Annotated in this window: 23 protein-coding genes; 11 read left to right on the top strand and 12 right to left on the bottom strand. The window is 70.6% G+C overall.

Going from position 1 to position 25,764, the window contains the following annotated elements; all coding sequences use genetic code 11:
- Nucleotides 1–216: 216 nt before the first annotated feature.
- From ACQEVU_RS27805 to ACQEVU_RS27795, 3 genes are all read left to right on the top strand, one after another.
- The gene (locus ACQEVU_RS27805) at nt 217–1,518 is read left to right on the top strand and encodes an MFS transporter (protein ID WP_433328522.1); all 1,302 of its coding nucleotides are present in this window, start codon (nt 217–219) and stop codon (nt 1,516–1,518) included.
- Nucleotides 1,519–1,834: 316 nt separating this feature from the next.
- The gene (locus ACQEVU_RS27800; RefSeq protein ID WP_433328520.1) at nt 1,835–5,464 is read left to right on the top strand and encodes a discoidin domain-containing protein; all 3,630 of its coding nucleotides are present in this window, start codon (nt 1,835–1,837) and stop codon (nt 5,462–5,464) included.
- A 111-nt stretch (nt 5,465–5,575) separates the two neighbouring features.
- Nucleotides 5,576–6,841, top strand: coding sequence for a PP2C family protein-serine/threonine phosphatase (locus ACQEVU_RS27795; protein WP_433328518.1), 1,266 nt, complete (start codon nt 5,576–5,578; stop codon nt 6,839–6,841).
- A 15-nt stretch (nt 6,842–6,856) separates the two neighbouring features.
- On the opposite strand, the gene ACQEVU_RS27790 is transcribed toward ACQEVU_RS27795, so the two are convergent.
- From ACQEVU_RS27790 to ACQEVU_RS27755, 8 genes are all read right to left on the bottom strand, one after another.
- Complete coding sequence (locus tag ACQEVU_RS27790; protein WP_433328516.1) at nt 6,857–7,213, bottom strand: STAS domain-containing protein; 357 nt, start codon at nt 7,211–7,213, stop codon at nt 6,857–6,859.
- Between the two features lie 47 nt (nt 7,214–7,260).
- Nucleotides 7,261–7,698 (bottom strand): ATP-binding protein, encoded by a 438-nt coding sequence (locus ACQEVU_RS27785; RefSeq protein WP_433328514.1) that lies wholly within the window; start codon nt 7,696–7,698, stop codon nt 7,261–7,263.
- Between the two features lie 378 nt (nt 7,699–8,076).
- Nucleotides 8,077–8,661: a TetR/AcrR family transcriptional regulator gene (locus ACQEVU_RS27780; protein ID WP_433328512.1), complete on the bottom strand. Its 585-nt coding sequence runs from the start codon at nt 8,659–8,661 to the stop codon at nt 8,077–8,079.
- 61 nt (nt 8,662–8,722) lie between these two features.
- A complete protein-coding gene (locus ACQEVU_RS27775) occupies nt 8,723–9,454 on the bottom strand; it encodes an ABC transporter ATP-binding protein (protein ID WP_433328510.1) in 732 nt (243 codons plus the stop codon).
- The gene (locus ACQEVU_RS27770) at nt 9,451–10,581 is read right to left on the bottom strand and encodes an FtsX-like permease family protein (protein ID WP_433328508.1); all 1,131 of its coding nucleotides are present in this window, start codon (nt 10,579–10,581) and stop codon (nt 9,451–9,453) included. The genes ACQEVU_RS27775 and ACQEVU_RS27770 overlap by 4 nt, the downstream gene beginning before the upstream one ends.
- Nucleotides 10,582–10,801: 220 nt before the next feature.
- Nucleotides 10,802–11,251, bottom strand: a complete 450-nt coding sequence (locus ACQEVU_RS27765; RefSeq protein WP_433328506.1) for a DUF1931 family protein — start codon at nt 11,249–11,251, stop codon at nt 10,802–10,804.
- A gap of 69 nt (nt 11,252–11,320) precedes the next feature.
- Nucleotides 11,321–11,977, bottom strand: coding sequence for an HAD family hydrolase (locus ACQEVU_RS27760; protein ID WP_433328504.1), 657 nt, complete (start codon nt 11,975–11,977; stop codon nt 11,321–11,323).
- Between the two features lie 60 nt (nt 11,978–12,037).
- Nucleotides 12,038–13,453 carry a glutamate decarboxylase gene (locus tag ACQEVU_RS27755; protein ID WP_433328502.1) on the bottom strand — a complete coding sequence of 472 codons (1,416 nt, stop codon included), beginning with the start codon at nt 13,451–13,453 and terminating at the stop codon, nt 12,038–12,040.
- A 157-nt stretch (nt 13,454–13,610) separates the two neighbouring features.
- On the opposite strand from ACQEVU_RS27755, the gene ACQEVU_RS27750 reads away from it, so the two are divergent.
- Entirely contained in the window at nt 13,611–15,461 is a 1,851-nt protein-coding gene (locus ACQEVU_RS27750; RefSeq protein ID WP_433328500.1) for a glycoside hydrolase family 15 protein, read from the top strand.
- Nucleotides 15,462–15,549: 88 nt separating this feature from the next.
- Here the strand turns inward: ACQEVU_RS27750 and ACQEVU_RS27745 are convergent, their stop codons facing one another.
- The gene (locus ACQEVU_RS27745) at nt 15,550–15,861 is read right to left on the bottom strand and encodes a hypothetical protein (RefSeq protein ID WP_433328498.1); all 312 of its coding nucleotides are present in this window, start codon (nt 15,859–15,861) and stop codon (nt 15,550–15,552) included.
- 234 nt (nt 15,862–16,095) lie between these two features.
- Here ACQEVU_RS27745 and ACQEVU_RS27740 point away from each other — a divergent pair, with 234 nt between their 5' ends.
- Together ACQEVU_RS27740 and ACQEVU_RS27735 are read left to right on the top strand one after the other, a co-directional pair.
- Nucleotides 16,096–16,371, top strand: a complete 276-nt coding sequence (locus ACQEVU_RS27740; protein ID WP_433328496.1) for a DUF2795 domain-containing protein — start codon at nt 16,096–16,098, stop codon at nt 16,369–16,371.
- Between the two features lie 114 nt (nt 16,372–16,485).
- Nucleotides 16,486–17,799, top strand: coding sequence for a DUF2267 domain-containing protein (locus tag ACQEVU_RS27735; RefSeq protein ID WP_433328495.1), 1,314 nt, complete (start codon nt 16,486–16,488; stop codon nt 17,797–17,799).
- A 105-nt stretch (nt 17,800–17,904) separates the two neighbouring features.
- Here the strand turns inward: ACQEVU_RS27735 and ACQEVU_RS27730 are convergent, their stop codons facing one another.
- The 3 genes from ACQEVU_RS27730 to ACQEVU_RS27720 form a co-directional block, all read right to left on the bottom strand.
- Nucleotides 17,905–18,465 carry a DsbA family protein gene (locus ACQEVU_RS27730; RefSeq protein WP_433328493.1) on the bottom strand — a complete coding sequence of 187 codons (561 nt, stop codon included), beginning with the start codon at nt 18,463–18,465 and terminating at the stop codon, nt 17,905–17,907.
- A 96-nt stretch (nt 18,466–18,561) separates the two neighbouring features.
- The gene (trxA, locus tag ACQEVU_RS27725) at nt 18,562–18,996 is read right to left on the bottom strand and encodes a thioredoxin (RefSeq protein ID WP_433328492.1); all 435 of its coding nucleotides are present in this window, start codon (nt 18,994–18,996) and stop codon (nt 18,562–18,564) included.
- Between the two features lie 71 nt (nt 18,997–19,067).
- Complete coding sequence (locus ACQEVU_RS27720) at nt 19,068–19,919, bottom strand: aldo/keto reductase (RefSeq protein ID WP_433328490.1); 852 nt, start codon at nt 19,917–19,919, stop codon at nt 19,068–19,070.
- Nucleotides 19,920–20,026: 107 nt separating this feature from the next.
- Between ACQEVU_RS27720 and ACQEVU_RS27715 the strand changes: the two genes are divergently transcribed.
- The 5 genes from ACQEVU_RS27715 to dnaK all read left to right on the top strand — a co-directional run bounded on the left by ACQEVU_RS27715 (nt 20,027) and on the right by dnaK (nt 25,761).
- On the top strand, nt 20,027–21,451 hold the full coding sequence (locus tag ACQEVU_RS27715) for an NAD-dependent succinate-semialdehyde dehydrogenase (protein ID WP_433328488.1): 1,425 nt from the start codon (nt 20,027–20,029) through the stop codon (nt 21,449–21,451).
- Nucleotides 21,452–21,531: 80 nt separating this feature from the next.
- Nucleotides 21,532–22,272, top strand: coding sequence for an Hsp20/alpha crystallin family protein (locus tag ACQEVU_RS27710; protein WP_433328486.1), 741 nt, complete (start codon nt 21,532–21,534; stop codon nt 22,270–22,272).
- Between the two features lie 40 nt (nt 22,273–22,312).
- The gene (locus tag ACQEVU_RS27705) at nt 22,313–23,074 is read left to right on the top strand and encodes a DUF2267 domain-containing protein (protein ID WP_433328484.1); all 762 of its coding nucleotides are present in this window, start codon (nt 22,313–22,315) and stop codon (nt 23,072–23,074) included.
- A 311-nt stretch (nt 23,075–23,385) separates the two neighbouring features.
- Nucleotides 23,386–23,817: a general stress protein gene (locus tag ACQEVU_RS27700; RefSeq protein WP_433335110.1), complete on the top strand. Its 432-nt coding sequence runs from the start codon at nt 23,386–23,388 to the stop codon at nt 23,815–23,817.
- A 51-nt stretch (nt 23,818–23,868) separates the two neighbouring features.
- On the top strand, nt 23,869–25,761 hold the full coding sequence (dnaK, locus tag ACQEVU_RS27695) for a molecular chaperone DnaK (protein ID WP_433328482.1): 1,893 nt from the start codon (nt 23,869–23,871) through the stop codon (nt 25,759–25,761).
- Nucleotides 25,762–25,764 lie beyond the last annotated feature (3 nt).

Here is a 25,764-nt window from a genome sequence, read left to right as displayed (position 1 = left end):
CCCGGAAATTTACGTGCCACATTGTTCCAGGACTGCCATTACAGATCATGTCTGGTCGATGTACAGATCATTTATGGAGCGCCGGCACGTCGTCGAACCCGACGTGCCCGCCTCACCCCGTACGGCGCCGACCGCCGGAGGACTTCATCCGCTCCTACGGCTGTCCCCTCGACCGTCGCGCGGCGGTGCCGGCGGCGCTCGAATAGGCTCGCTCCGATGAGCGTGCTGAGCCGATTGCGGCCGGGCGAGGGCCGGGTGGCGGTGCTGCGCGACCGTGGCTTTCGACGCTACTTCGCGGGCTATGCGACCTCAATGCTCGGCACCAACATGTCCACGGTTGCCACGGCGTTCGCGGTGCTGCAGAGCGGCGTCGGCCCGGCGGGGCTGGGCTATGTGCTCGCCGCTCGCATCCTGCCGCAGGTGGTGCTCGTGCTCGGCGGCGGCGTGGTCGCCGACCGCATCGGCCGCCGTCAGGTCATGCTGGGCGCCGACGTGCTGCGGTTCGTGACCCAGGCCGGATTTGCCGCGATCATCCTCGTCGGTGCGGCCCCGCTCTGGCTGCTGATCATCCCGGCGGTCCTGCTCGGCGTCGGCGAGGCGTTCTTCAACCCGGCGCTGAGCGCTCTCACCTCGCAGATCGCGCCGGCCGAGCAGTTGACCGACGCCAACGCGCTGCTCGGCCTGGCGCAGTCCACCGCGCGCATCGCCGGGCCGGCGATCGCCGGCCTGCTGGTCGCGGTGACCTCGCCCGCGATCGTCATCGCCGTCGACGCGGCCACCTACGGCGTCAGCGTGCTGTGCCTCGCCCTGATCAACGTGCCGCCGCTGCCGGGCACACCGCGCCGCAACCTGATCGCCGACCTTCGCGAGGGCTGGTCGGAGTTCTCGTCGCACACCTGGCTGTGGGTGACGACGCTGCAGTTCTCGCTGTTCAACCTCATCGTCTGGGGCCCGTTCCTGGCCCTCGGCCCAGTCGCCGCCGACCAGCGACTCGACGGTGCCCGGTCCTGGGGTCTCATCATGGCCGGATACGGCGGCGGTGCGGTCTTCGGCGGCCTGGCCATGCTTGGCCGCCGCCCCCGCCGTCCGCTGCTCGTGGCCGTCGGCGCGTCGCTGGGCTGGGCGGCGCCGTCGGCGTTCCTCGCTGCGGGCCTGCCCACGCTCGGCGTGTTCGTCGGCACCGTCCTGGCCGGCGTCGGCTCGTCCGTCTTCATGGCGCTGTGGACGACCACGACGCAGCGGCGGATCCGCGCCGACGCGCTGGCCCGGGTCAACTCGTACGTCACGCTCGGCACGTTCGGTCTGGGCCCGCTCGGGCTGGCCCTCGCCGGCCCGGTCGGCCTGACGATCGGCATCGGTTCGCTGTTCTGGGTCGGCGCGGTCTGGCAGGTGGCCAGCACCGCCGTTGTGCTCACGCTGCCCAGCACGCGCCGCCTCACGCTCGACCAGGCGCCTTCGACCGAGGCCACGGCGGTGGATGGGCTGCCCGCCGAGGACGATCGCGCGTCGTCGCGGTAGGTCCGGCTCATTGGTCGAGCGCGTCGGCCGGGCGGGGCAGCCATGTGTTCCTCGGCCGCGGCCGGGATGGTGCTGCGGCCGGCTGATCCTGGCCGCCGGGCGGCCAGGTCCAGCAGCGGGGCGAGAAACACGGCTGACCTGACCAAGCGCATGATAATTCGTATTAGCGTCTTGACGCCGTCAGATCCGAACCGCGAAACTCATTGATCATTCGATCGGGCGGAGGGTCAGGAACTCCGGGCATCCGGTCGTCGAGGCGGCGAGCAACCCTGTCCAGCGTTTCGGGGTTCGCGTCAGCCACTTGAAAGGGCAACACATGCGCCGTCTGCTCTCCGCCCTCGCGACCTCCGCCGCGTCCGTCGCGCTCGTCGTGACCGCCGCGCTCGTACCCCCGGAGGCGGTTGCGGCCGACGCCCCCGCCTTCGGCGCCCCGGATGCCGTCGCCGCCGACTACTACGGTGCGCTGCTGCGCCACACCCGGTGGGTCGAGACGGTGTGGGACCCGGCGGCGGGCGCGTACCAGCTGACGGACTACAACTTCGCCGTCGTCCTGGGCAACGCCGTCCTGCTCACGCACGGCGACTACGACGCCGGCCTCGCGGGCGTGAGCAAGGACGTGCTGCGTGCGCAGACGCTGGCCACGATCAAGAAGTTCGCCGCGGACAACCGGCTCGTCCGGGCGGACGGCACGTGGGGCAAGCGGCTGTTCTGGGACTCGACATTCGAGTCGTACTTCCTCGACGCGGGCCGGCTGCTGTGGGACGAGCTGGACCCGGTCACGCAGGCGAACCTCAAGACCATCGCGACGGGCCAGGCGAAGTACACCGCCGACCTGAACTTCGGGCAGGACCCGCTGTCGGGCAGCTGGGACGCTCGGTGGCCCGAGGGCGCCTACCAGGCGGACACGGCGCTGGAGGAGTCCGGCGTGTACACCCAGGCCCTGGCCCCGGGCGTCGCGTGGGCGCCCGACGACCCGGATGCGGGGCGCTGGGCCGACCAGCTGAACACCTGGGGCCGCAACGCGGCCGGGCAGCCGACCGCGGACCGCAACAATCCGGCGCAGGTGGGCGGGGCGCCGATCTCGAGCAACACGATGCACAACATCAACGACACCTACCTCGTGGAGAATCACGGGGCGTACGCGCCGCACTACCAGTCGGACATCTGGCGTTCGGGCGGCCGCAACTCCATCCAGTTCATCCTCAACGGCCGGCCGGTGCCCGACATCCTGCTGCACCAGCCGAATTCGGCCGAGCTGTGGAACTCGCTCCAGCTCGGCATGTCGGCGCAGGGCGAGCCGTTCATGCCGATGGTGGCCGACCGCGAGTTCCTCTACGGCCGTGACGTGATCCCGCTGGCGTTCGTCGGCCAGGTCCTGCGCCGCCCCGAGGCGGTGACCGCCGAGCAGCACCTGGCCGCGGGCCTGGCCGCCTACCAGGCGTACGCGCCGGCGAACCGGCTGACGAAGTTCTCCGGCGAGGCGAAGTACGAGCCCGAGGCGCGCGCGGAGATCGCGATTTCCTACCTGCTGCACGACCACGCGGCAAGCTCGGCCGCCGGGCCGGTGCGGCCCCTGACCGACGCGCAGGCCCTCGCCGCCGCCGCGGGCGTGCGCGACTACGGCGTCAGCGCGGGGATCGTCATGCAGCAGAGCACGACGGCGTGGGCGGCCGCCCTCAGCAAGCCCGGGTACGTCAAGTTCCCGTGGGTGCCCGGCCACGACTCGTGGCTGTTCCAGGTCTCGGGCGCGACGCCGTTCCTGTACCCGTCGACGGGCGCGAAGGTCGCCTCCCGCGACGTCACGACGTACGTTCGGCCGCGCGACGGTTTCGACGGCACGGCGTCGGTCCTGCAGGTCGGGTCCGGCTACGCGGGGCAGGTGACGCTGCCTACGGGGGCGGCGGTCTACGCCTCCACGGGCGCCGGGGCCGATGACGGCATCGTCTCGGTCCGCAACCTCGACATGGGCGGCGCGTTCGGCCTGCGCGGCTCGCGGAGCTACACGACGGCGGAGGGCACCACCACGGTCGCCCCGCCGGCCAGGATCCCCGCCGACCCGGCCGACGCGAAAGCCGCCCGCGTGGACGACCTCACGTTCGACGCGCCCACCACCGCCCGGTACGTGCGCATGCTCGGTCAGCAGGGCAACGCCAAGTACGGCTACTCCATCTACTCGCTGCACGCGTACGGCCCCGGCGACGGTTCGGCGCCGCCCGCCGATGCCGCGGCCGGCCGGCCGGCGACGGCGTCCAGTGAGGACGTCGCGAACGGGTACACGGCTGCCCATGTGACCGACGGCAACCCGTCGACCCGCTGGGCCGTCTCGGTCGCCGAGCGCACCCGGCCGGACTCCTGGCTCCAGGTCGACCTGGGAGCCCCGACCAAGCTGGGCTCGGTCCGCGTCGCGTGGGAGTCGGCGGCCGGCGCCCGCTACCTGGTCCAGGTCTCCGACGACGGGCAGACCTGGCGCACGGCCGCGGCCTACGGCAACGCTCCGGCGGACGTCAACGTCGCGCGCCTCGACACCCTGGACCTGACGCCGCCCGGGCAGACGGCACCGGCGCCGGTCACGACGCGGTACGTGCGGATGCAGGGGGTGCGGGGCAACGCCCAGTACGGCTACTCGCTGTACCACTTCCGGGCGTTCTCGCCCAACGGCACCGACGTCGCGGCCAAGCGGCCGGTGACGGCGTCGAGCGCCGACACCGGGCTCCCCGCGAGCGCCGTCACCGACGGCAGCCCGACCACCCGCTGGGCCGTGTCGAAGGCGGACCGGCTCCGGGGCGACTCGTGGATCCAGGTCGACCTCGGCGGGCCCATCGCGCTGTCGCAGGTGCAGCTGGGCTGGGAGTCCGCGGCGGGAGAGGAGTACATCGTCCAGACCTCGACGGACGGCGTCACCTGGCAGGACGTCGCGCGGCACCGGGAGACCGGCAACCGCGCGCTCGAGTCCCACGGCGGGTGGATCTCCGTCGAGAACAAGGGCGGGTTCGTCGTCCGGGGCTCCAGCGCCCCGATCACCGTCTCCCGCGCGAGCGACACCCAGCAGGTGATCCGCCTCGCCGACGGCGGTCAGGGGCCGCGCCTGATCGAGATGGTGCCGGGCGCCGCCGCCGCGACGGCCGCGCAGGCCGCGCGGCCCGAGCCGACGACGTCGAACCCCGCCACGCAGGCCGCGCTGGTCGACGGCTTCCTGGTCGTCTTCAACCTTTCCGGCGCCGCGGCCACCACGGCGGTCACGATCCCGCACGACGGCGGCGCTGTCGCGCTGTACGCCGGCACCCAGCGCGTCGGGGCGACGTCCTCGGTGCTGGACGTGACGCTCCGCCCGGGCTCGGCCGTCGTGCTCGCCCCGCGGGCCACCGCGGTGACGCCGGGTAAGGGGACGGCACCGGCCGGACTGACCGCCGTCGTCACCGACGCGCGCACCATCCAGGTCTCCTCCCACGGCACGGCCCGCTCGGTGCTGCTGACCAACCTCGAGACCGGCGAGGTACTGGGCGCCGGCCTGCCGCCGACGGGCATGGTCAAGACCGTGTCCTACCCCTCCGCCCACCCGTACCCGGTTGCCGACCTCGCGCTCGGCACGGAGACGTTCCCCGCATCCGTGCTTCCGCAGGGCATGACCCCGCCGTCGCTCGCCGTCGACGGCGACGCAGGCACGGCCTGGGTCCCCGGACCGGACGGGCGCATGGTCGTCGATCTCGGGCGCTCCGCCGCGATCGACACGGTCAGGCTGACCTGGAACGGGACGCAGGCCCCGGCGGCGACCGTGTCGGTCAGCGACGACGGCCTGACCTTCACCGACGTCGGCTCGGTCGCGGCGGGCACGCAGCTGGGCTCGGTCAAGCTGGGCACCACCACAGCGCGGTACGTCGCCCTCACCACCACGTGGCATCCGGGCGACGCCGGGCTCAGCACAGTCGAGGTACGCCCGGGCGTATAACCCCATCGAGTTCGCGTACAGCCGGCCGCGGTCGCCGGACGACGCCGACCGCGGCCACTGCTGCCCGCCGACTCCGGCTGCGTGTCCGCGGGCCGGTCGTATGCTCCGCAAATGGACATCGGTGACACGTCGATGATGGCTGCGGTGCTGGGCGCGGCCGAGGACGCCGCGCCGGTGGATGCCGTGGAGTCGGTCACTCGCGAGCTCGGTACCGCGCTTGACGCGCGGTCGGTGTCGTTCCTGATCGCTGATCTGGGTGGCCGGGCGTTGGTCCGGCTGGCGTATGTGCCGCTGGACGAGGCCACCGGGGACGAGGGGGGCCGGCGAGGTGGTGACGAGGTGGCCACCGTGTTGCCGTTCGACGGCGGGGTCCAGGAGCAGGCGCTGCGTTCGCAGATGCCGCGGGTGTTCGGCGGTCCGGACGGGTGGACGGTGCTGGCGCCGGTCACCGAGCGGGGTGAGGCGATTGGTCTGCTGGAGCTGGTGCTGCCGGTCGAGCCGGACGCCCGCGCCGTGCAGGAGATCAGCCGGGCCGCGCACCTGTTGGGGTTTGTGGTGATCGCGAACCGGCGGCACACGGATCTGTTCGAGTGGGGGCAGCGGACCATGCCGTTCAACCTGTCGGCGGAGATCCAGCGGCGGCTGCTGCCCGGGGCGTACACCTGTGAGGCGGGTGCGTTCACCCTGTCGGGGTGGATGGAGCCGGCGGCGAGCATCGGCGGGGACACCTTCGACTACTCCCTGGCCCGCGACGTGCTGCATTTCAGCGTCACCGACGCCATGGGTCACGGCGTGGCCAGCGCGCTGACCGCGACGCTGGGTGTGGGCAGCCTGCGCAACACCCGCCGCCGCGGGCTGGACCTGGTGGAGCAGGCGGTCCTCGCGAACGCCGCGGTGGCCGCGCACGCGTCCCCTGGTAGCACGTTCATCACCGCGGTGCTCGGCCGGATCGACCTGGCCGGCGGCGTGTGCACGATGATCAATGCCGGGCATCTGCCGCCGCTGCTGGTCCGGGACGGTCAGGTGGAGACCGTGCGGCTGCCGCGCAACTTCCCCCTCGGCATGGTGCCCGACGCGACCTTTCAGACCAGCGAGGTGAAGCTCCGGCCGGGAGACCGTCTGGTGGTCGTCACCGACGGGATGCGGGAGAACCGGGCGGCGCGGCTGGACCTGGACAGCGAGCTGCGCTCGGTCGCGGACCTGCACCCGCGGGAGGCGACCCGGGTGCTGGCCGACGCGGTCCTGCGGGTGGCCGGCCCCGCCCTCGCCGACGACGCCACGCTGCTGATCATCGACTGGTACGGCCGTCACGGGCAACTCCGGCGCACGAGTGCGGGCGCCGACCAGGCCCGCGCGAGCGCACCCGGGCCTGGCTGACCGGCGCCGCCAGGGTCAGGGCGCCGCGTCGGCGGCCAGGCTGTCCTCGGCCGCTTCCACGCTGTCGTAGATGCCGACGAGACGGTCCACCGACGTCAGCTCGAACACGGTGCGCACCATCGGCCGGGCGCCGGCGATGCACACCCCTCCGCCGTCCTGCACCAGCTGTTTGTGCAGCCACACGATCATGCCCAATGCGGTCGAGTCGATGAGCCGCACACCGGCAAGGTCCAGCACCACATGACGGGCACCTTCATCGACAGCCTGCTGCAGCCGTTCCCGCACGTCGGGGGTCGTGGCGAGGTCAAGAACCCCGCCCGCCTGCACGACAACACACCCACGGCCCGGCCGGATCGTCAACGACAGGTCCACCCCACGGCCCTCCCCTCACGCGCGAGCCATCGATCCCCGACGTCAGCCTACGGACCGGATCGGCCCGCCGCCCGCGCATCTGGATGCCCGGGCAGCGCCAAAGTCATGCGCAGCAGCACACAGCCCGGGGCCGTGGGGACGAACTCGGCCCGGTCCGACATCGCGGCGATCAACGCCAGACCACGGCCGCTGGTCTGTTCCGGGTCCAACGGAAGGGCGGGAAACGTCCCGCCGTTCGGGACGCGGCCACGGTTGCCGACCTCCAGCACACAGGTGCCGGCCTCGATCGCGATGTGCAGGTCAAGCGCGGTCCCAGGCTCGCCGTGCTGCACGACGTTCGCGCAGGCTTCGGTGAGCAGGACCGCAAGGCGGTAGCAGGAGCGCTCGTCGGCGTTGGTCAGGCTCAGCAGTACAGCAAGCATCTGGCGGGCTTCACCGATCGACGGCGGCTGCGGCGGCAGCGACTCTGTCAGGGTCAGCCGCACGGGCTCTCCCTCGTCGGCGAAACGCTTCGCTGCCGCGGCGCGCCCTCGGTCATGTCGAAACACTACCCCCGCCGGGTGAGGGCAAACGATGCTCGAACACGCCACCGACGTCGGCCTGCCAGGTCCGGCGCCCCGGACGCTGGTCACGGATCGCAAGCCGTGCCGCGCTACATCGGCGGTCGGCAAGCACTGGTCATGATCAAAAGTGATGAGCGGTTCACGTCGATACGCCGAGAGCGATGCGGATCAGCGGCGGCCGGCTGCGCTTGTCGATGTGTTCCCGGGTTGCTGGCGCTGAGCGTCGTGCGCGGATTCGGGTCGGCTTGAAAGGTGCTCACCCCGACCCACCTGCCGACATCATATCGGTAAGAGGGTGGGTCAGTTGGTGATCTTCTCCACGTAGGGGGCGAGTAGTTCACGGGCGAGGCCGGTGGCGGCGCGCAGTGCCAGTCCGCTTTCGATCATGCGGCTGAGCGTGTAGACGATCGACTGGATCAGCTCCGCCATGCGCTCGGGGTGAGCTGCTCCGTGCTCGGCCAGCGCGGCCTGCAGCGGGACCTGAAGGCTGTCGTGCAGAAGCTTGCTGGAGGTGGCCAGGGCTTCGCTGCTGCCGATGCCCGACAGTGCCCGCACCAGTGCGTGGTCTCCGCGCGCGACAAGCTGCAGGTTGGCCTCGACGTAGGCGAGGATCTTCTGCCCGGGTGTTGCGGCGGCGTCCATGTGTTTGCCGACGTAGGCCGCCCAGCGGGGAAACGTGTCGGTGACCAGGGCGTCGAACATGTCGGTGCGGGACTTGAAGTACGAGTAGGCGCTGGAGCGGGCGAGCCCGGCGTGCTGGGCGACGTCGGCGAGGCTGGGGATCTGGTCGGGGTGTTGTGACAGCAGGGCGCGGGCGGCGTCCAGCAGTGCGGCGCGCTGCGCGGCCCGGTGCTCGGCGACGGTCGAGGCTTGGATCTTCGGCACTGCGGCTCCCGTCCTCCCGGCGACGCGCTGGTGCTGGTCGTGCCCGCGCCCGCTGTCGTCTTCACGTGGCGGCGGTGAGCCTGCCGTCGATCATCTCGTAGACCGTGTCACAGTATTGCAGCACGTCATGGTCGTGGGTGACCATGACCACCGCGACCGAACGGCGGGCGGCTTCGCGCGCCAGCAACTGCACGATGTCGTGACTGCGAGCCCGGTCCAACGCGGCGGTGGGCTCATCGACCAGCAGGACATCCGGCTCGGTCACCAGCGCTCGGGCGATCCCCACGCGTTGCCGCTCGCCACCGGACAGCTGATCCGGACGGCGAGTGGCCATATCGGCCAAGCCGACCTCGGCCAACAGTTCATAGGGGTCGCGGCCGGTACGCTCGGCCCGCGGCCCGAGGCGCTGCACCAGGCGCAGCTGGTCGACGGCGGTCAACGCGGGCAGCAGGTTACCGGACTGGAACACGAACCCCACATGCCGCCGCCGCAGACCGGTACGCACCCGGCGACTGGCGACCGTCATGTCGTGTCCGGCCACCGTGACGCTGCCCCGGTCGGGACGGGCCAGCCCACCGGCGACCGCGAGCAGGCTGGACTTGCCCGCGCCGGACGGCCCGACGATCGCGGCCAGCTCGCCCGGCCGGACGCTCAGATGGACATCGTCGAGGGCCTGCACCGTCTCGGCGGCATTGCCGTGCCGCAGAAAGACCGCCCGCAGCTCCAGCCCCGGTTGAGGGGTCCCGCTACGGTCACCGGACGCGGTGGCTGAGGCAATGGCGTGGTTGCTCATCGGTTTCCTCCCAGCGCGGTCGCGGGGTCGATGGAGGTCAGGCGGATGACGGCGGCGCCCGCGCCGACCAGGCCGAGCACGACCAGGCCGACCGCGGCGGCACCGATGCTCGGCGGACTCAGGGCGAACGGAGCGCCGCTGCCGGCGACCCAGACGCCGAAGCCGAGCCCGATGCCCACCCCGACGACCACCGCACCGGTCAGCAGGACGAAAGCCTGCATCAGCGCGTCGCGCAGCACCCATGAGGTCGAAGCGCCCAGTGCTCGCAGGACTGCCACTTCCTGCTTGCGCTGGATCGCCCACACGGCGAAGAACGCGCCCGCGACGAGAGCCGAGATCGCGTAGAGGAAGCCTTGGATCAGCTGCAGGGTCGTCGTCTCGGCCGTGTAGCCGGGCGAGGCGCCGTAGGACTGCGACAGGGTGAGGCTCTCGGTGTCCGCTGCGGCGTCGCCGGCGGCCAGGTCCACCGACGTACCGGCGTGGGCGCGTACGGCAACTGCGGTGATCTCCTGCGCGGCGTGCGCGGGCAACGGCGTGCCCGGGGCCGTGCCGGACTTGATCGCCTGCCACAGTGGCAGCGGGACGTAGGCGACGTCCACATGCCCGAACGTGTCTTGCTGCCGGGTGACCCCCACCACTCGCATCTTTGTGCCCAGCCTCGCCACCGTGACGACATCGCCGATGTGCAGACCCGCGTCCAGCGCGGTCGGGCTCACCACGATCCCGTCCGAGGGACCGAGCCGCTCTCCCGAACTCACCGCCGGGGACACGAACGAGCCTGGCTGAACCCCGAACAGCGCCAGATCGATCTCGGCGCCCTTGTCTGTGCGGGTGTTGACCAGCACGTTGCCGAACGGAGCGGCATCGGCGACCCCCGGCTGCTTCTGCCAGGCATCTACCGCCGACATGTCCACGACGCTGCGCGAGAACGCCGAATCGATCTGCACGCCGTGCGCGAACGCGAACGAGGTCACCGGCAGGTTCTGCAGACCTGACACTCCGTCGCGGACCAGGCCGACCGACAACCCGGACAACATCACCATCAGCACCGCGATCAGTGCTATCACTGCGGCCACCAGCAAAAACCGCACCCGAGCGAAGCGTAGCTCCCTCCATGCCAGGAACATCAGCGGCCACCATCGCATCTTATCGACATCATGTCGCCATGTTACCAACATGCTGTCGATAACACGCGCTCCGCGTCGCCTCCGCCGCAGCACTCAGGTCATCGCCGACGGCGCCCACGCCAAACTCCTCGGTCACGGCAAGGACGCGCGACCGTGCGGCAAAAGGCGACGCGGCCGTCGTTGCCGACGTGCCGCGTCATCATGTGCTGGTGCCTTTCGATCACAGCAGAAGGTTGAAGACCTGGAGCGCTCCCTCCCAGTGTGCGGTCTGCGGATTCTTCAGCTCCGGGTCCATGATCTTGAAGGTACGCGCGAGCGCGACGCTCAGGCCGCCGACGATGCCCGGCAGCCGGCGCTCGGTCTCGTCGCCCAGCGCGAGGTCCAGCGGTGGCCTTGGGGTGAGCGCGTCCAGGATGGGGCGCAGCTCGATCTCTTCGTCGAGTTTCCGGAACTCGTGGATGCGCTCCTGCAGGCCCTTCGTCACCGGCAGGTCGTGCGGCGCGATGACGTCGCGACCGTTCGCCTTCGCCGTGGCCTGTGCGATCAGGAGCAGGTCGTAGACCTTCTGGTCGACAAAGTCGCTGTAGCGTTTGAGGTCGTTCTTATCCACGTCCAGGCTCGCCGCCGCCCGGAAGAAGCGTTCGAATCGGTCGATGGCCAGCACCGGCATCCCGGTACCTCCTTTTCTGTGAGTCGTCGGCAGCTACCCGCAATCGGGCCGCGCATGCGCCGTCGTACCTCAGCGGCTGAGGGCAGCGTCGCGTGATTCGAGCAGCGCCCGCGGATGGTCGTACACGCGGACTGCGCCCGCCTCGAGCAGCTCTGCGGCGCTGATGCCGCCGCAGGTCAGGCCGATGCAGGGGATGGCGAGTGCGCCGGCGGCGTGGATGTCCCAGACGGAGTCGCCGACGAACACCACCTCTTCCGGGGAGAGTTTGGTCCGGGCGAGCGCGACCTGGACGGTGTCCGGTGCCGGCTTGCTCGCGCCGGCGTCGTCGAGTGACGTGGCGGTGTCGACGAAGTCGTGTGCGTCGAGGGCGATCAGCATGATGTCGAGCTCGGTCCGGGTCGCGGAGGAGGCGATCACGGCCCGCATGCCGCGTTCGTCGACGGCCTGCAGCAGTTCGCGCGCGCCGGGCGTGGGGCGGACGCGCCACCAGTACTGGGCGTAGAGGCTGGTGTGTGCGGCGCGGATGTTGTCGTCGTCGTACCGGTCGTGGTCGGGTCCGAGCAGGTGGTCGATGATCCGGTCGGCACCCATCCCGATGGCTCGATGGATTTTTGCCATCTCGACGTCGCGCTCATACTGACGGAACGCCTGCCACCACGACACGGTGTGCAGGTATGAGGTGTCGACGAGCGTGCCGTCGAGATCGAAGAGCACTCCGCTGGTCATGGTGCCGGGCTACCCGCGTGGGCGGTGGTCATGTCGGCCCGGGCGTCCGGCCGCTGGTGGTCATGCGCGATCGGTGGGACGGCTGGCGCCGTGCGTGAACGACACCGACTCCGGGCCGTGGACCGGGGCGGGCTGCCGCTCGAGCCGGCTCAGCGCCCGGCGCAGGTCGCTCAGCAACAGGTCGGCCAGATCGTGGCTGAACCCGTTGCGCACCACGATACGCAGCACCGCCAGGTCGGTGCGGTGCTCGGGGAACGTGTACGCCGGTACGACCCAGCCGCTCTCACGCAGCTTCAACGAGACGTCGAACACGCTGTACGCGGTGATGTCCTCGCGCAGCGTGACCGCCAGCACCGGCAGCTCGTCACCCCTGGTGAGCACCCGGAACGGCCCCAGCCCGGCAATCTGGTCCGCCAAGGCGGCCGCGACGTCCCGGCTGTGGAGCTGCACCCTGCGGTACCCCTCGAAGCCGAGGCGCAGGAAGTTGTAGTACTGCGCGACGACCTGCGAGCCGGGACGGGAGAACGTGAGCGCGAACGTCGGCATCTCGCCGCCCAGGTAGTTGACCCGGAACACCAGGTCCTCCGGCAGCGCGGCGGCGGCGCGCCAGACCACCCAGCCGAGGCCCGGGCAGACGAGACCGTACTTGTGCCCGGACACGTTGATCGAGGCGACCCTGGGCAGCCGGAAATCCCAGTTTAGGTCCGGGTCGCAGAACGGCGCGATCATCCCGCCGGACGCCGCGTCGACATGCACCGGGATGTCCCATCCGGTGCGTCCCTGCAACTCGTCCAAGGCGGCGCAGATTTCCGCGACCGGCTCGTAGCTGCCGTCGAACGTGGAACCCAGGATGGCCACCACGCCGATCGTGTTCTCGTCGCAGCGCTCCACGGCCGCGGGCCCCGACAGATGGAACCGATCCCCCTCCATCGGTACCAGCCGAGCTTCCACATCCCAGTAGTTGGCGAACTTCTGCCAGCAGACCTGGGTGTTGATCCCCATGACGATGTTCGGCCGCTGCGTCGGCAGTCCCGCGGCCTGGCGCGCGTGCTGCCAGCGGCGCTTGAGGGCCAGCCCACCGAGCATGCACGCCTCACTCGAACCGGACGTCGAGCAGCCTGGCGCCCGCCCCGCGTCGGGGGCGTGCCAGAGCGCGGCCAGCATCCGCACGCAACGGATCTCGATGTCGGCGGTGCGCGGGTACTCGTCTCGGTCGATCATGTTCTTGGTGAGGCTTTCGGTCGCCAGCCGAGTGGCCTCAGGCTCCATCCAGGTGGTGACGAATGTGGCGAGGTTGAGCCGCGGGTTGCCGTCGAGCAGCAGCTCGTCGTGGACCACCTGGTAGGCGACCTGCGGGTCGAGCTCGGTGTGTGGCAGCCGGTCCCGGGGGATCCGGACCGGCTCCCTGGTGAACAGCGGGTTCACCGAGAGCTCTGGCCGCGGCGCCTTCCGTTCGTACTCGGGGAGCGACGACATTTCCTGGGCCCTCCTGTTCGCTTCTGCGCATCGCTTCAGCGCTTCAGCGCTTCAGCGCCACGTTGCGGCCTACCCACGCACGCGGTGATCATGCCCGGTGCCCGCCTCACCCCGGCGAGAGGGTACGGATCGGCCTGGGCCGGGCAACGGTTGGGTGATGCGAGCGTCGTCGTTCCCGTCGATCGAGTCGTACGGGTTCCTATCCGACTGCGAGACGACCGCACTCGTCGCGCCCAGCGGGAACGTGGAGTGGCTGTGCCTGCCGCGGCTCGACTCGCCCAGCGTCTTCGGCGCGATCCTCGACCGGGATGCCGGCGGATTCCGTGTGGGGCCCGCGGACACCATGGTGCCGGCCGCCCGCCGGTACCTGCCGGGCACCATGGTGCTGGAGACCAGCTGGGGCACGCCGACCGGCTGGCTCATCGTCTGCGACGTCCTGCTCATGGGCCCCTGGCACCACGACACCGAGCGATCCCGGACGCACCGCCGCGCGCCGACCGACTACGACGCCGAGCACGTGCTGCTGCGCACGATCCGCTGCGTCAGCGGTGAGGTGCAACTCAACTTGGACTGTGAGCCGATCTTCTGCTACGGCCGGCAGCCGGGGCGCTGGGAGTACCCGGGCCCGGACTACCACGAGGGCCTCTGCCACGCGGACGGCAGCGACATCCAGCTGCGGCTCACCACCGACCTGCGGATCGGCTTCGAGGCGACCCGCGCGGTCGGCCGGACTCTGATGAAGGACGGCGACCGGCGGTTCTGCGCGCTGTCGTGGACCTCGCGCGAGCCGCCGCGCGACTGGGACAACGCACAGGGGCGGCTGATCTGGACCGCCCACCACTGGCAGCGCTGGCTGGCCCGGGGTGATTTCCCGGACCACCCCTTCCGGGCGCACCTGGAGCGCAGCGCGCTGACCCTGAAGGGGCTGAGCTACGCCCCGACCGGCGCACTCGCTGCCGCGGCCACCACCTCCCTGCCGGAGACCCCCAGCGGCGAGCGCAACTTCGACTACCGGTACAGCTGGATCCGCGACTCCTCGTTCACGCTCTGGGCGCTGAACACGCTTGGCCTCACCTGGGAGGCCGACGACTACCGCCGGTTCATCACCGAGATCGCCAGCCGGTACATCGACCTGCAGGTCATGTACGGCGTCGGCGGCGAGCACGACCTCACCGAGCACCCCCTGGACCATCTGCACGGCTACGAAGGCGCGCGCCCGGTACGGGTCGGCAACGACGCATTCCAGCACCACCAGCACGACGTGTGGGGCACGATGGTGGACTCGGTGTACCTGTACACCAAGGCCCGCGACTGGCTCGACGACCGGCTGTGGCAGGTGCTGGTGCACCAGGTGGAGAGCGCTGCGAAGCACTGGCGCGAACCGGACCGCGGCATCTGGGAGGTCCGCGGCGAGCCACGGCATTTCACGTCGTCGAAGGTGATGTGCTGGGTGGCACTGGACCGGGGCGCTCGCCTGGCCCGGCTGCGCGAGGAGTGGGGCCGCGCCGAGCAGTGGCAGCAGTACGCGGACGATGTCCACGCCGACGTCCTGGCCAACGGCGTCGATGAGCACGGCGTCTTCAAGCAGGATTACGACACCGGCATGCTCGACGCCTCGCTGCTGCTGGTGCCGCTGGTCCGTTTCCTGCCGCCGGACGATCCGCGGGTCCGGGCCACCGTGCTGGCCATCGCCGCCGAGCTGACCGTCGACGACCTCGTGCTGCGGTACCGCACCGAAACCACCGACGACGGCTTCACGGGCGAGGAGGGCACGTTCGCGGTGTGCTCGTTCTGGCTGGTGTCCGCGTTGGTGGAGATCGGCGAGGTGGAACGCGGCCGACGGCTGTGCGGCAAGCTGCTGTCCTTCGCCGGGCCGCTCGGGCTGTACGCCGAGCAGATCCAACCCGACAGCGGCCGGCACCTCGGCAACTTCCCGCAGGCGCTCACCCACCTGGCCCTCATCAATGCGGTCTTCCACGTCATCCGCAACGACGAGGCGTACCCCTGATCGCCGCCTCATCCGACCGGACGGCGACCACGGGCAACGTGCCGGTCAGCGCATCCGCAGTCTGTACGGGTTGCGCGCCCGCCCCAGCTCAGCGGGCGCCCGAGCCGGTGGGCTGGGTTGCCGGCTCCGAGGGGCTCTGTACCGGGTTGAACACGTCGTCCGGCAGGGCCGCCTCGACGGGCTGGTAGATGTACCGGACGAACTCGCCGCCCGGGCGCTCGTCCGCGCCCCCGGGCCACAACCCGTTGGTGTCGACGCCGACGACCGAAGTTCGGTCGCTTGTGTTGTCCCGTGCCAGGGCCCACACCGTGATCGGGTACGAGACTGTGTGGGTCGGGCCGAACCGCCATCGGGCATACCACCCGGGCGGGCTCGGCACGATCGAGCCTAGGGTCTTCATCGCTTGGCGGTCCTTCCTTCGTCTCCAGGGTGGTTGTCGTCCGCCGGGTGGTCCATGCCGCCGCGGTACTGCTGCAGCTGAACCAGGTCGGCAGTCATACGCGCCACCTACCCTGCCTGTCGGCGGGGCAAGCATCTGCGCCGGCACCGGCACGGAATTGCGCGGACCACGCACCCCGCACGCACACCACGAGCGGGAGGGGTTCAGCGGCCCTTCCTGGGTAGCGCACCAGACATGACTACGACGCAGGAGGTACTGCAGTACCTGAACGCGGTCGACTACCCGGCGGACAGGGAGGCGTTGCTGCAGGAGGCGGAGCGGGAGGGTGCACCACCCGACGTCCTCAAGGCGATTCGCGGGATGCCACCGGTCGTGTACCGCAACAAGGAAGAGGTCGGGCGCTCCGTGAAGACCCCGATCGCCGAGGAGACGCCCGCGGAGAAGGGGGCGAAGGCCCGCGACCGCAAGCACCAGAACGTTGCCGAGTACCTGCGCCCGCCCGGGCCGTAACACCACCGCGGCGGTTGCGAACAGGACGGGGCGTTCGCCCCGGGATGGTGAACGCGACGGCAGCGAGCCGCGACAGGTTGAGACGAATTGCCACCGATCCCAAGGGGGCGGAGCATGAACTACGACAGTTTCCTCGAAATTGTCCGGCAGGAGGCAGGGATCGAACCGGAGCAGGCCGAAAACATCAGCTGCTCCACCCTGAACCTGCTGGCGCAGCGCATCTCGAAGGGTGAGGCCGAGGATCTCGCCCGCCGGCTGCCCGAGCCGCTGCGGCCCTGCATGGAGCACGGGGGCCCGCGCGCGACCTTCCACGCGGACGCGCTGCTGCAGCGCATCGAGCGGGAGCTGCACAGCGACCACGCGACCGCTGAACGGGTCGCACGAGCGGTGCTGACTGCGGTGTACGTCTCCGTCGGCTCGAAGGAGTACGCCGACATGCGCTCCGAGCTGCCGAAGGACTTCCTGCCACTGCTCGAATCGGCCGAGGCCACCGCGGTACGACTGAGGACCAGGCCGTCGCCGCCGTTCGTCGGCGGGCTCGGCGTCGACGAGTTCGTCGGGCGGGTCGCCGAGCGCGCCGGCCTCACCCAGGATCTGGCGAGAAAGGCCACCGAGGCCGTGCTCGAGGTGCTCGCGATGCGGGTCACCGACGGCCAGATCGAGGACCTCAAGCCGTTCGTCCCGCGGGAGCTGCACGACCCGCTGAACCTCGGCGAGCAGCGCAGCGGCGGGCGTGCGCTGCCGTTGTCCGTCGAACAGTTCCTCGACGAGATCGCACGGCGGGAGGGCGAAGGCGTCACGCGCGAGCAGGCGGCCCAGCACGCCCGCGCCGTTTTCGCCGTCCTGCACGAGGCCGTCGGCGAGAAGGAGTTCCGTGACACCGTCGCGCAGCTGCCGCTGGACTACATTTCGCTCGTCGAGGCCGCACGGACCGGCACCGGCGTCGACGTCGGCAGGGCTCCGGGCGGTACAGTGGCGGCCACCGGCGCACCCTCGCAGCCGCCGGAGTTCATCGGTCCCCTCTCTGCGGACGAGTTCGTCGGGCGGGTCGCCGAACGGGCCCACCTCGACCCCGGCCGGGCCGCCCGCGCGACCGACGCCGTCCTCGAGGCCCTCGCGCTGCGGATCACGGCTGGCGAGGTCGAGGACCTCAGGCCGTTCATCCCGCCGGAGCTGCGCGGCCCGCTCGACCGGGGGGTCGAGCGCAGCCGTGGCCGCGCCCGGCGCATGGAGCTTCAGCACTTCCTCGACGAGATCGCCACGCACGAGGGACCGGGCGTCACGGAGGAGGAGGCGGCCTCCCACGCCCGCGCCGTGTTTGCGGTCCTCTACGAGGTGGTCGGCGAGAAGGAGTTCCGCGACACGATCGCCCAACTGCCCGCCGAGTACGAGCGGATTCTTCCTCAGGTGACGAAGCCGCGCCGCTGACTGACTACGCACACGTACACGTACGGGTTGCCACCCGCCCCCTGAACGCCTGCCTCACGCCGCCCGGCCCGCACCGCAGGCCGGGCGGCGTGTGTGCAGCCGGCGTCAGCGTTCGGCGTCCGCGGCGGCCTCGTCGACGGCGAATTCCAGCTCCGGCAGTGAGTAGCCGCCGTCGTGCCGGTCGCCGTTGATGAAGAAGGTCGGCGTGCCGTTGACCCCGCTGTGAACCCCGCTGACGAAGTCAAAACGGACCTTGTCGAGGTAGTGGTGGCTGCGGATCGCCCCGGCGATCGCTTCGGCGTCGAGCCCCACGGCCTCGGCGCCCGCGAGGATGGTCATCGCGTCGAGCTCATCCTGGTGTTCGAAGAGCCAGTCGTGCATCTGCCAGAAGCGTCCCTTGCTGCCGGCGGCCTCGGCGGCTTCCGCCGCCATCTCCGCGACCGGGTGGACGTTCGTCAGTGGGAAGTGCCGATACGCGAACAGGATCGCGCCCTGTCGCCGGTGCAGCAGCTCACCGACGATCGGGTACGCCCTCCCGCAGTACGGGCACTGGTAGTCGCCGTACTCGACGAGCGTGACCGGCGCGTCGACGGGTCCGAGCGTGTGATCGCGTTCGGTGACCGGTACGACGAGCCGGGCACTCGCGGTCTGCAGTGGCGTTGTCATGGCGTCTCGTCCTCCTGCTCATCTCGACGTGCAGCAACGAGCGTCCGCAGGGCGACCGACCTGCACCGCGGACGGGGCACCTGGCTACCCGAGTGATCAGCGGATGCCCGCAAGGGTCGTGTCGGCCCACTGCCGCAACGCAGCCGCGGGCGCGGCGCCCGACTTGCGCGCGAGGACCTTCCCGTCGTGCATGATCAGCAGCGTCGGCACTGCCTTCACGTCGAAGCGGCGGGACAGCGCCGGAGCGGCATCCACGTCGACCTTGACGAGCTTCACCTTGCCGGCGAGCTCCCGGGCGACCTGCTCCAGGGCGGGCGTCACCATGCGGCACGGCCCGCACCAGGTCGCCCACAGGTCGACCACCACCGGGAGGGCCGACTGCTCCGCCACCGCGGCGAACGTGGTGTCGGTCGCGTCGGCGATCCACGGCAGGGGCTGATGGCAGTTGCCGCACCGCGGGACGCCCGGGGACGCACCGGGGACGCGGTTGCGCCGCCCGCAGTGCGAGCAGACGACGATCTCGCCGCTCATGCGCGGCTTCTACCCCCAGCCGTGGCGGTCATGCACAACATGTGTCCACGCCGGCGGTGAGGTGATCGAGGTCAGAGCATCTCGAGCGGAGTGGGGCCGTCCGGCGGCGGGAACGCACGGTCGAGGTCGGCGAAGTCCTGGGCGGTGAGTCGCACATCCAGCGCGGCACGGTTCTCTGCGGTGTGCTCCGGGTGGGCGGCCTTCGGGATCGTGGTGGTTCCGTCCTGGCGGATCACCCAGGCCAGCGCCACCTGTCCCGGGGTGACACCGTGCCGCTCGGCGACGGCGATGACCGTCGGATGGCGCAGGACGGTTCCCCGGTGGTCGAACGGCGAGTAGGCCATGACCGTCAGCCCGAACCGCTGGCACGCCGGCAGCAGGTCCCACTCGATGCCGCGACGGGCCAGGTTGTACAACACCTGGTCCGTCTGCACGGCGTGGCCGTCGGGGACCGCGGTGGCTGCTCGCAGGTCGGTGGTGTCGAAGTTGCTGAGCCCCCAGAACCGGATCTTGCCCTGCTGCTGCAGCAGCGTGAACGCCTCGACGGTCTCGTCGACGGGCGCCGGGCCGGGCCAATGCAGCAGGTACAGGTCGATGTGATCGGTCCGCAGCCGGTGCAGGCTGCGGTCGCAGGCCTCGATCGTGCCCGCCCGGTCGGCGTGCTCCGGCAGGACCTTCGTCACCAGGAACACCTCGTCGCGGCGGCCGAAGACCGCGTCACCGACGAGGCGTTCGGCGGCGCCGTCGCCGTACATCTCGGCGGTGTCGATGAGGGTCATCTCCAGGTCGAGGCCCAGCCGCAGCGCGGTGAGCTCCTCCTCGCGGCGCATCGGGTCCTCGCCGAGGCCCCACGTTCCCTGTCCCAGCACGGGAATCTGTTCGCCGGCCGGCAGTTCCACCATCCGCATGCTCAACGTCTTCATCGCAGCGCACTACCTCGGCTCCGGGTGAGCAAACCCGGTTGGTTCAGGCGGTGCTCGCGGGGTAGCAGTCGGAGTTTCCCCCAAATCGTTGCGTGAGGGAGTACCCCATGTCTACGTCCTCCGCTGTCCGGCACAGCCCGATCGCCACCGTCAACCCCTACAACAACCAGCTCGTCCGTGAGTTCCCGCCGATGAGCCGGGAGGCCGTCGACAACGCAGCGCAGAACGCGCAGCACGCATTCCAGTCCTGGCGCCGGGTCGGCGTCGACGAACGGGCCGCGCTGGTCGGCCGGGCCGCCCGGCTGCTCCGCGAGCGCGGCGAGGAACTGGCCCAGCTGGTGACGCTGGAGATGGGCAAGCTCATCGGGCACAGCCGCGCCGAGATGGACCTGTCCGCGAGGATCCTGCAGTACTGCGCCGACGAGGGGCCCGGGCTCGTCGCCGACGAGCCGTTGGAACTCGACGGTGGGTCGGCCGCCATCGTCAACGATCCCCTGGGTGTGATCGTGGGCGCCCAGCCGTGGAACTTTCCGGTGTACCAGGTGGTGCGGTTCGCCGGACCGAATCTGGTGCTGGGCAACACGATCCTGCTCAAGCACGCGAGCAACACCCCGCAGTCGGCGCTCGCCATGGAACGGCTGTTCACCGACGCTGGGATACCGCAGGGGGTGTACACCAACCTGCTGATCACCGGCTCCGAGGTCGATCGCGTCGTGGAACTCGACGTCGTGCGCGGCGCGTCGCTGACCGGCAGCGAGCGCGGCGGCGCCAGCGTCGGGGCCGCCGCCGGGCGCAGCATGAAGAAGAGCGTCCTGGAACTGGGCGGCAGCGATCCGTTCATCGTCCTCGACGGCGACAACTTCGAGCACACCGTCGAGGCGGCCATGGCGGGGCGCATGCACAACATGGGGCAGAGCTGCGTGAGCGCGAAGCGGATGATCGTGACGTCCGGCGCGTTCGACCGGTTCGTGACCGCGCTTGCCCAGCGTATGCGCGCGCTGCAGCCCGGTGATCCCGCCGACGAGGCCACCACGCTGGCGCCGCTGTCCTCGGAGCGCGCCGCCGAGAAGCTGTTGGACCAGGTCCGTGATGCCCTCGACAAGGGCGCCACCGCGGTCGTCGGCGGCGGGCGGATCGATCGCCCCGGCGCATTCGTGCAACCCACGGTCCTCGTCGGCGTGACCCCGAAGATGCGCGCCTACCATGAGGAACTGTTCGGTCCGGTCGCCGTCGTTCATCAGGTGGACAGCGACGACGAGGCGGTCGCGCTCGCCAACGACTCGCCCTACGGCCTCGGCGGTGCCGTGTTCGGCAGCGACCTGGCGCGGGCCCGGTCGGTCGCACGCCGGGTCGAGAGCGGGATGGTGTGGATCAACCACCCGACGTCGTCCGAGCCGAACCTTCCCTTCGGCGGCGTCAAGCTGTCGGGGTACGGACGGGAGCTGTCCTCCATCGGCTTCAAGGAGTTCGCCGACCGGAAGCTGGTCGTGACCATGCCCGCGGACACGCCCATCACCGACGCGCTCGGCTGACAGCAGCCGCCTGGAGCGCTGCATCATCTCCATACCGGCATGTCGCCCGACGTGCCGGGCTATCCGCGCGGGCGCTGGTCATGACGGCCCGCGAGGTTCATCCGGTCCAGGGGAAACACATCCTCGGGTACCAGCCCAGGATCGAAGGTGATGCAGCCACCGAAGCCCTCGCGGGAGCCGTCGGCTCCTACTCACGAAGGGAATCGATCACCATGACGATCGCACCGTTCACCTCCAGACGGCGTCGCGGCGGTCAGCTGGCCGGAGCACCGGCGTATCGGTGGGATCCGCGCCAGGAACTGGATGAAATCAACAGCCGGTTCGGGCAGCTGATGCAGGCGGTCCTCGGCGATCCCACCGCGCTGGCCCCGGCCGCCGCGTGGTCGCCGCTGGCGCCGCCGATCGACGTCGAGGAGACCGAGGACGCCTACGTCATCGACGTCGATCTGCCGAACGTCGACCCGGCTGAGGTCAACCTCGAGATGCGGGGCGAGGAGTTGCGCATCTCCGGTTCCTTCCAGGACCGCGAACGCGGCGGCGTGATGCGCCGTCAGAACCGCCAGACCGGTGAGTTCGAATACATCGTCGACCTGCCCAGCGACATTGACGCCGGCCGGGTCGAGGCGACGTACAAGAACGGCGTGCTGACCGTCAGTGTCGGCAAGACGCGCGACGCCCAGCCGCGCCGTATCGAGATCCAGGGCCAGCAGGGCCAGCAGGGCCAGCAGGGCCAGCAGGGCCAGCAGGGCCAGCGGGGCCGCGCGGGCCAGCAGGGGACGACCGGCCAGGGTGGCCAGAGCGGGCGGGGCGACCGGCAGTGACCTGACCGACCAGACAGACGCTGGCAGGACGGTGACACGGATGGCAGTGCAGTACGAAGAGCTCATTCGCCCGGTCCGGCAGAGCCTCGGGGACGACGAGACCGCACTGCGGGCGGTCCGCGCGACCCTCGAGACTCTGGCTGAGCGGATCGGCAAGGACGAGGCGCTGCACCTGGTCCCCGCCCTGCCGGCCGAGGTGGCGCCGTGGCTGCTCACTACCGGCCCGGCGCAACGGTTCGATCCCGCCGATTTCGTGAGCCGGGTGGCTCACCGGGAGGACGCGCCGATCGAGGCGGCGCAACGGCACACGACGGTGGTGATGACAGCGCTGGGCCAGGCGCTGGACGACGAGACGTACCGGCACCTCACGGCACGGCTTCCCCGCACGTTCGCGCCCCTGCTGCCGAAGGGGGCATTCGCCGGCGGTGTCCCAGCGGACAGCTTCGTGCGCAAGGTCGCGGACCGCGCCGGCCTCGACCCGGCGCACGCGCAGCACGTGGCGGAGGTTGTCCTGGAGACCCTGGCCCGGCGGATCGGCGGCGAGGCCGAGGACCTGATGACGTTCCTGCCGGTACAGCTGCATCCGGCGCTGCGGCGGGGCCAGGAGGCACCCGATCCGGACCTGGCTCCGGAGGAGTTCGTCGTCGAGGTCACCCAGCGGACCGGGTTCTCCCCGGACCGCGTGATCCGGTACATCCGGGCCGTGCTGTCGACGGTGCGGGACGTCGTGGACGACGAAGAGTTCTTCGACGTTCAGGTCCAACTGCCCGGCCGGTACCGCGAGCTGTTGCGGGAGCCATGAACGCACCGGTCTCACCCGCGAAGGATGGGCACCGTCGCCCCGACCCGGTGAAGGCTCGAAAAATACGGTGCGCGACGGCGTCGTGACACTGGCCGGCTGGGACGTGCAGCGCCCGGACGCCGACATCGCCGCCGGCGGCGCAGCGCTGAACCCCGGAAAGGAGCGCTGTCGTCATGACCGGACCTGGCAATACCAAAAGCCCGTACGAGAGCAGCGCGATGCAGTTCCGTACGAACGAGCGCCCCGCCACGCCGGACGCCGCCGAGGGCCGGGGCGGCCCGGGGAGGGACGCCCGGGCGGAGGAGCGGCCGATGGTGACGGTCGCGACGTATCCGGACTACCTGTCCGCGCAGGCCGCCGTGGACCTTCTGGCCGACCAGAATTTCCCCGTCGAGCGCGTCACCATCGTCGGCACCGACGTACGCCTCGTGGAGAAGGTGCTGGGCCGGATGACCACGGCCCGCTCGGCGCTGGCGGGAGCCGGCAGCGGCGCCTGGTTCGGCCTGCTGATCGGCATCCTGCTCGGCGTCTTCGCCGTCGGTGCCTGGTGGCAGGTCGTCGTGTTCGGCGTCGTCGCGGGTGTCGTGTGGGGTGCTGTGTTCGGCGCGATCGCCCACGCGATGACCGGTGGCAGGCGGGACTTCGCCTCCGCGAGCGCCATCCAGGCGAACACGTACTCGGTGATGGTCGACGCCGAGTACGCCGACCAGGCGCGGCAGTTGCTCCGCACCCAGGAACGCTGACAGCACGTCCGAGACAGGCGAACGTCCGCACGGGCGAGAGGAGACCGACTCATGGCCAGGGCTGTAGGGATCGACCTGGGCACGACCAACTCGGTGATCGCGGCGTTCGAGGGCGGTCAGGCGACGGTCGTGACCAACGCGGAGGGCAGCCGTACGACACCGTCGGTGGTTGCCTACACCGACACGGGCGAGCGCCTCGTCGGGCAGTTGGCCAGGCGGCAGGCGGTGCTGAACCCGAAGGGCACGATCTACTCGGCGAAGCGGTTCATCGGCCGCAAGTTCGACGAGGTCGCCGAGGAGATCAAAACCGTGACCTACGACGTCGTGCCGGGTCCGGACGGCATGGTGCGCTTCGAGGTACGCGGCAAGCTGATCTCGCCGGAGGAGGTCTCCGCGCAGATCCTGCGCAAGCTCGCCGAGGACGCCGGCAAGTATCTCGGGGAGAAGGTCACCGAAGCGGTGATCACGGTCCCGGCATACTTCAACGACGCCCAGCGGCAGGCGACCAAGGACGCCGGCAAGATCGCCGGCCTCGAGGTCCTGCGGATCATCAACGAGCCCACCGCGGCCGCGCTCGCCTACGGGCTGGACAAGAAGGGCCACGAGACGGTCCTCGTGTTCGACCTGGGCGGCGGCACGTTCGACGTGAGTATCCTGGACGTCGGCGACGGCGTGGTCGAGGTGCGCGCCACGGCCGGCGACACCCACCTGGGCGGCGACAATTTCGACCATCGCCTGGTTGACCACCTCGCCGAGGAGTTCAAGCGGGAGCAGGGCATCGACCTGCGCAAGGACCCGCAGGCCCTGCAGCGGCTCACCGAGGCCGCGGAGCGGGCCAAGATCGAGTTGTCGTCGGTGACGCAGGCCCAGGTGAACCTGCCGTTCATCACCGCCGACGCGAGCGGGCCGAAGCACCTCACGGCGACGGTCGCGCGCGCCAAGTTCGAGGAGCTGACGCACGACCTGTTGGAGCGGACGATGGGTCCGGTACGGCAGGCGATGAGCGACGCCAAGGTCAGCGTGGACGACCTCGACGAGGTCATCCTCGTCGGCGGCGCGACGCGGATGCCCGCGGTGCAGGCCCTCGTCCGCCGGCTGACCGGCGGCAAGGAACCCAACATGACGGTCAACCCCGACGAGGTGGTCGCGCTCGGCGCGGCGATCCAGGCCGGGGTGCTCAAGGGCGACGTGCGCGACGTCGTGCTGCTCGACGTCACCCCGCTCTCCCTCGGAGTCGAAACTCTGGGCGGGCTCATGACGAAGGTCATCGAGCGCAACACCACCATCCCGACCCGGCGCAGCGAGGTGTTCTCCACCGCGGAGGACAACCAGCCCGCAGTCGATGTCGTGGTGCTGCAGGGCGAGCGGGAACGCGCCGCCGACAACCGGGTCCTCGGCCGGATGCGGCTGGAGAACATCCGTCCGGCCCCGCGCGGCGCGCCGCACATCGAGGTCACCTACGACATCGACGCCAACGGCATCCTCAACGTCTCCGCCCGGGACAAAGACACGAACGCGGAACAGAAGATCACCATCACCGAGAGCGGCACGCTCGACACTTCCGAGGTCGAACGGCTGGTCCGCGAGGCCGAACAGCACCGGGCCGAGGACCAGCGGATGCGCGAGGAGGTCGACGCCCGCAACGCGCTGGACAGCATCGCCTACCAGGTCGAGCGCCGCCTGGGCGAGCTCGGTGAGCAGGTGCCGGAGCACGAGCGGGCCCGTGCCTCGATGCTCGTCGAGGAGGCGCGGCAGGCGGTGCGTGACCAGGCGCCGCTCGATCGGGTCCGGTCGCTGACCGGAGACCTTCAGCAGGCGCTGTACTCGCTGAGTGCCCAGCCCGCCGGTGCGCCGGCCGGGCAGGAACCGGGCGAGCAGCAATCCGCCGGTGCCCGGGCCCAGGGCAGCGACGACGTCATCGATGCCGACTTCTCCACGGGGTGAGCC

It is taken from the genome of Dactylosporangium sp. CA-139066 (genome assembly GCF_050936175.1).
In the GTDB taxonomy this organism is placed as follows: Bacteria; Actinomycetota; Actinomycetes; order Mycobacteriales; family Micromonosporaceae; genus Dactylosporangium.
The sequence above is the reverse complement of the archived record's forward strand: the minus strand, read 5'-3'. Positions and strand labels throughout refer to the sequence as shown.

Coding starts and splice junctions, on each gene's coding strand:
- ACQEVU_RS27805 (WP_433328522.1), top strand. CDS start 217: ATGAGCGTGCTGAGCCGATTGCGGCCGGGCGAGGGCCGGGTGGCGGTG.
- ACQEVU_RS27800 (WP_433328520.1), top strand. CDS start 1,835: ATGCGCCGTCTGCTCTCCGCCCTCGCGACCTCCGCCGCGTCCGTCGCG.
- ACQEVU_RS27795 (WP_433328518.1), top strand. CDS start 5,576: ATGGACATCGGTGACACGTCGATGATGGCTGCGGTGCTGGGCGCGGCC.
- ACQEVU_RS27775 (WP_433328510.1), bottom strand. CDS start 9,454: ATGAGCAACCACGCCATTGCCTCAGCCACCGCGTCCGGTGACCGTAGC.
- ACQEVU_RS27770 (WP_433328508.1), bottom strand. CDS start 10,581: ATGTTCCTGGCATGGAGGGAGCTACGCTTCGCTCGGGTGCGGTTTTTG.
- ACQEVU_RS27765 (WP_433328506.1), bottom strand. CDS start 11,251: ATGCCGGTGCTGGCCATCGACCGATTCGAACGCTTCTTCCGGGCGGCG.
- ACQEVU_RS27760 (WP_433328504.1), bottom strand. CDS start 11,977: ATGACCAGCGGAGTGCTCTTCGATCTCGACGGCACGCTCGTCGACACC.
- ACQEVU_RS27755 (WP_433328502.1), bottom strand. CDS start 13,453: ATGTCGTCGCTCCCCGAGTACGAACGGAAGGCGCCGCGGCCAGAGCTC.
- ACQEVU_RS27750 (WP_433328500.1), top strand. CDS start 13,611: ATGCGAGCGTCGTCGTTCCCGTCGATCGAGTCGTACGGGTTCCTATCC.
- ACQEVU_RS27745 (WP_433328498.1), bottom strand. CDS start 15,861: ATGAAGACCCTAGGCTCGATCGTGCCGAGCCCGCCCGGGTGGTATGCC.
- ACQEVU_RS27740 (WP_433328496.1), top strand. CDS start 16,096: ATGACTACGACGCAGGAGGTACTGCAGTACCTGAACGCGGTCGACTAC.
- ACQEVU_RS27735 (WP_433328495.1), top strand. CDS start 16,486: ATGAACTACGACAGTTTCCTCGAAATTGTCCGGCAGGAGGCAGGGATC.
- ACQEVU_RS27730 (WP_433328493.1), bottom strand. CDS start 18,465: ATGACAACGCCACTGCAGACCGCGAGTGCCCGGCTCGTCGTACCGGTC.
- trxA (WP_433328492.1), bottom strand. CDS start 18,996: ATGAGCGGCGAGATCGTCGTCTGCTCGCACTGCGGGCGGCGCAACCGC.
- ACQEVU_RS27720 (WP_433328490.1), bottom strand. CDS start 19,919: ATGAAGACGTTGAGCATGCGGATGGTGGAACTGCCGGCCGGCGAACAG.
- ACQEVU_RS27715 (WP_433328488.1), top strand. CDS start 20,027: ATGTCTACGTCCTCCGCTGTCCGGCACAGCCCGATCGCCACCGTCAAC.
- ACQEVU_RS27710 (WP_433328486.1), top strand. CDS start 21,532: ATGACGGCCCGCGAGGTTCATCCGGTCCAGGGGAAACACATCCTCGGG.
- ACQEVU_RS27705 (WP_433328484.1), top strand. CDS start 22,313: ATGGCAGTGCAGTACGAAGAGCTCATTCGCCCGGTCCGGCAGAGCCTC.
- ACQEVU_RS27700 (WP_433335110.1), top strand. CDS start 23,386: ATGGTGACGGTCGCGACGTATCCGGACTACCTGTCCGCGCAGGCCGCC.
- dnaK (WP_433328482.1), top strand. CDS start 23,869: ATGGCCAGGGCTGTAGGGATCGACCTGGGCACGACCAACTCGGTGATC.